General features: G+C 61.8%; 5 protein-coding genes and 1 pseudogene. All 6 read left to right on the top strand.

The window, feature by feature from the left end; translation table 11 throughout:
* Nucleotides 1-198 (top strand): annotated as a pseudogene (locus tag HMPREF1022_RS18840) (hypothetical protein); the annotation flags it as partial.
* Between the two features lie 943 nt (nt 199-1,141).
* Entirely contained in the window at nt 1,142-1,744 is a 603-nt protein-coding gene (locus HMPREF1022_RS04310) for a hypothetical protein (protein ID WP_009302024.1), read from the top strand.
* On the top strand, nt 1,734-1,853 hold the full coding sequence (locus HMPREF1022_RS19155) for a zf-TFIIB domain-containing protein (RefSeq protein ID WP_442852260.1): 120 nt from the start codon (nt 1,734-1,736) through the stop codon (nt 1,851-1,853). Before HMPREF1022_RS04310 ends, HMPREF1022_RS19155 begins: the two co-directional genes overlap by 11 nt.
* 160 nt (nt 1,854-2,013) lie before the next feature.
* Nucleotides 2,014-3,072, top strand: coding sequence for a tyrosine-type recombinase/integrase (locus tag HMPREF1022_RS04305; RefSeq protein ID WP_009302023.1), 1,059 nt, complete (start codon nt 2,014-2,016; stop codon nt 3,070-3,072).
* A gap of 177 nt (nt 3,073-3,249) precedes the next feature.
* Entirely contained in the window at nt 3,250-3,426 is a 177-nt protein-coding gene (locus tag HMPREF1022_RS19060) for a Com family DNA-binding transcriptional regulator (protein WP_083823233.1), read from the top strand.
* A partial coding sequence (locus tag HMPREF1022_RS04300; protein ID WP_009302022.1) for a DNA cytosine methyltransferase occupies nt 3,420-4,090 on the top strand: 671 nt, incomplete at its 3' end. The genes HMPREF1022_RS19060 and HMPREF1022_RS04300, both read left to right, overlap by 7 nt.

The raw sequence follows: 4,090 nt of genomic DNA, 5'->3' as shown, positions 1-4,090 counted from the left end.
GAATATTTTGGCAAGGTGGCATCCGGCGCATTTAAAATTCAGTCTGTCACAGCCGATACTTTTGGAAGCCAAGGAATGGTACGCCATGAAAATGGAGCAGCTTCATTTGATGCGAGTCGCGTCGTGCCCACCGGTCCACAAAACGTCCCCCAGCACGTTTGTCAGCCCATCATCCTCTATCTGGGCCACCCGAGGTAAAGGATCACGGGGACTATGGTGTTTTCTGGGCGGGTGTCGCTTGCAATGCGCGGCGTACCGTGTGCGCCGTCAGATACATATGCCTGTTTCTGGGCGTTGGTCATGCTGACAGTGCTGTTGTTATCTATCGGCACCACTGACAGCATGGTGGGCACGTTTACATAATTCTGGCGTTCTGACGCACCACCGTATCCGTGTACATGCCCCTGTAACGCGTCTTCTTGCCAGCCTCCGGCCTCCCGATCTGTCCCAAGCACCCAAGCTCGGAAAGGCGCAGCGCTCTTTGAAAACTCCATAGGGTTAAAAGGTTTTCCCCCCTACCTCCGGCCTTTCCGAAATTGGGCGCTCGGGCAAAACGAGGACGCGGGAGCCTGGGGCCGGGATGAGATACGAAATTTAGTTGGAGACTATACGGCTCGGTCCGATACGGGCGTGATTGGTCATCCGACATTTGCCAATGGCGTCTTTGCCGCTGGAACGGCGTCAAAGCCATATCAGCCCCAAGGCCAGGGCGGCACAGCATACGATTTGTCCTTTGATGCCTCCCGTGTGGTCCCCACTGGCCCTATGAACGTGCCGCCACATGTTTGGCAGCCCGTGATCATTTACCTCGGCGGCCCAGATAGAAGATGATGGGTTGCCAGATGTGCGGGGGGGCAACTTCTGCGGCAGTGTGATTGCTTCCATAAACTCGTGACGCTTGGATGGTGAGATATCCGTATCTTCCGCTATCTCCACCATGATAAGCTGTGGAGCCAATTTTATGTAACCCCAATGCCCCGTTTACCATGTCTACAGAAGTTGAATGTACAACGGGCACTTCTCCAAAAATTTCGCGTGTCGTATCTGGATTCCACGCGCCCGCGCTCTCACTGGCCCCCAGCGCCCAATTTCGGAAAGGCGAAGTGCAAAACAATAACCCTCAACCATCCAAGGAGATACTATGAGCGCCACTATGTACACATTCGACCTGCGCACCGGCGCGCTTACCGGCTCCCGCCCTGCTCAGGTTGTGGGCGGTAAGGAGTTGACCGTCTGCGCTGGGGCTACGCCCGTGGCTCCGCCCGCAGACATCCCGACCGGGCACGCGGCCCGCTGGACGGGCAGTGCCTGGGAGGTAGTAGAGGATCACCGCCAGCATATGGATTCCAAAGGCACCAAAACCGGCGGCACGCCCTTCTGGCAGCCCGCTATGGGCGACGACTGGCAAAGCCCTCCGCGCTACACCGAGGAACTCGGCCCACTGCCCAAAGGGGCCGTGACGGCCCGCCCGGAAAAACCGCTGTCCGTCCTCAAGACTGAAAAGGAACGCGAGGTCAAGGCGGCCTGCGACGCGGCCATCGTGGCCAGCCTGACCATGCCCACAGCTACGCCCTCCACCACAGAGGTGGCCGTGGCCGCCGCCTCCCTGGCCAGCGTTGACCCGGACGGACCCGATACCCTGCTGGCCCTGCATACGGCCCGCCGCGACGAACTGCTGGCCGCCGTGGCGGCAGCGGAATCTCCTGCTGCCCTGGCCGGGGTGGAGGTCAGCTATGCCGTGTAGTCCCTTTGCTGGCAGAGAGTGTCCCGTCTGCGGCCATGCCCTGCGCATGGTCCTGACGGATGCTGGCTTGATCTGGGTCTGCCCTGTCTGCGGCGAGGTGCGGGCATGATCCCGACGGGGATCTGCACCGGCCTCGCCGCACCCGGCGAGAATGGGCTTAAAATCGACGGGGCAGGCCGTCAATGACCAGGGGTTGCGGGCGTAGCCCCAACCGCGCTTTGACAATTACATAAAGAATCGACCGATAAGGCACACAAAAGGAGGTTGCCATGCCTGTTGTGTGCCTGAAGTACAAAAGTAAGCCTTGGGTGGTCAAATACCGTGAGCCGTGGAGCGGCAGGCCCCGCCAGCGGGCCTTTGCCCAGGAGGCGGACGCTCTTGCCTTTGAGGAGGCCCAGGCGTCACTCTATGAGCGGGAGCGGGCCATCATCAAGGCCGTGCGGCGGCGGAGAGCCCAGGGCCGCCCGGCGAGTCCCACGATTGCGGATATGCTGGATCGTTATCTGGGCAGCCTGGGCAATCCGTCCACCAGGGCCGCCAGCGCGTATCATCTGCGGCTGTTTGCGGACATCTACGGTCAGCGCAAGGCCCACTGTCTGACTTTGGAGGACGTGGGCGCGTTTCTTGCGCTGCAACAACAGCGTGGTGTGAGCAAAAGCACGGCCTGCCGCCGCATGGGCATCGTCCGGGCCGCCTATAATTGGGCGGCCCGCTGGGGTCTGCTGCCCACCAATCCACTGGCGGGCCTGCAACTGGCCAGCCCCGCGCCGCAGACGCCGGACCCGCCCACGGCCCGTGAAGCTCGGATGCTTTATGCGACGGCCGCGCCGCATGTGCAGAGGGTGATCGCCCTGGGCATGGCCACCGGCGCGCGTATCGGCCCCAGTGAGCTTTTTCGGCTCCGCTGGACGGATATCGACACGCGTGGAGCCGCGCTGCGCATGCCCAATGCCGCCAAGGGAGCACGGGCCGAGGCCCGCGAGGTGCCGCTACGGCAGGATGTTCTGCGCCTGCTGCTGCGCTGGGAAGCGGAGGACGCGGCCCTGGGCTGTCCATGGGTCATCCACTATAGAGGGCGGCCCGTGCGCAGTATCAGCCGAGCTTGGCATAATACCCTGCGCCGGGCGGGCATTGAGCGGCGCATCCGGCCCTATGATCTGCGCCACGCTTTCGCCAGCCGGGCTCTGGATCATGATGCGGACCTTAAATGCGTGGCCGAGGTTATGGGCCACGCCAACGAAAAGATGATTGTGAGATTTTACCGCCATACCAGCGCCAAACAGCGCCGCAAGGCGGTAAATGCGGCCCCGTCTCTGGGGCTGGAATAGTTTCGGCAGAGGCGGGGGCATTGGGGTGCCCCCACCGGCCCGGCTGGGGAAGCCGGACCACGGCCCCACACGACGGACCGTCCATCGTGCGGAGTAACCGCCTGCTGTGTTTACCCTTGGCAAAGGGCGTAAACACGCTAGCAGGCCGTTGCACGGGGCGCAACATCATTACATACCATGCAAAAGGATAATTGCGAAGAAATCAGGTGCTGCCATTGCGGCAAACTCCTGGCCAAAGGCCAGGCCAGGATTATGGAATTCAAATGCCCCCGCTGCGGGGCTTTCACCATCGTGAGGGCCGAGCGCCCCGACTCCGAGCCGCCGGACGGCCTGCCACGGAGTAATGCTTGCTGAAAGTAGGCAGCCTTTTCAGCGGGGCCGGTCTGTGTGACCTGGGCCTCACCTGGGCGGGCTTTGAACATCAATGGTTTTGCGAGATCGACCCGTTCTGCCGGGCGGTGCTCGCCAGGCACTGGCCGGACACACTTATATATAATGATGTGTCCGGCCTCAGAGGGGCGGACCTGCCGCCGGTGGACGTGCTGTGCGGTGGTTTTCCGTGTCAGGATGTCAGCAGCGCGGGCGGCCGTGCGGGTATCAAACAAGGGACAAGGAGCGGTTTGTGGTATGAATATGCGCGGCTCATCGGGGAAGTCCGGCCCCGTTACATCATCATTGAAAACGTGCGGGGCCTGCTTTCCTGCGGTATTGAGAGCGTCCTGCAAGACCTGGCCGCGCTCGGGTACGATGCGGAATGGGAAGTGCTGCCCGCGGCCGCCCTTGGCGCTCCGCACCATCGGGAGCGGGTTTTCATTGTTGCCTACCCCCACGGTCGCCTGCCTGACGGAGAGCATCGGTTGCTGTCTCCGCTCCAGAGAATCCTGGGAAACGTCAACCAATCTCCGCAGCTTTTTGCTTGGCTGGGCCTACGGATTGACCGGGCGCGAAAAACGTCCGCCTTGGAAGTCTATCCCGGACCCGTCATTTATCGAGTGGATGATGGGCGTACCGAGGGGCT

The organism is Desulfovibrio sp. 6_1_46AFAA, from assembly GCF_000224635.1.
GTDB classification, from domain to species: Bacteria; Desulfobacterota; Desulfovibrionia; order Desulfovibrionales; family Desulfovibrionaceae; genus Desulfovibrio; species Desulfovibrio fairfieldensis.
The sequence above is the reverse complement of the archived record's forward strand: the minus strand, read 5'-3'. Positions and strand labels throughout refer to the sequence as shown.

Excerpts from the sequence above, each read along its gene's own strand:
- HMPREF1022_RS04310 (WP_009302024.1), top strand. The coding sequence starts at position 1,142 with ATGAGCGCCACTATGTACACATTCGACCTGCGCACCGGCGCGCTTACC.
- HMPREF1022_RS19155 (WP_442852260.1), top strand. The coding sequence starts at position 1,734 with ATGCCGTGTAGTCCCTTTGCTGGCAGAGAGTGTCCCGTCTGCGGCCAT.
- HMPREF1022_RS04305 (WP_009302023.1), top strand. The coding sequence starts at position 2,014 with ATGCCTGTTGTGTGCCTGAAGTACAAAAGTAAGCCTTGGGTGGTCAAA.
- HMPREF1022_RS19060 (WP_083823233.1), top strand. The coding sequence starts at position 3,250 with ATGCAAAAGGATAATTGCGAAGAAATCAGGTGCTGCCATTGCGGCAAA.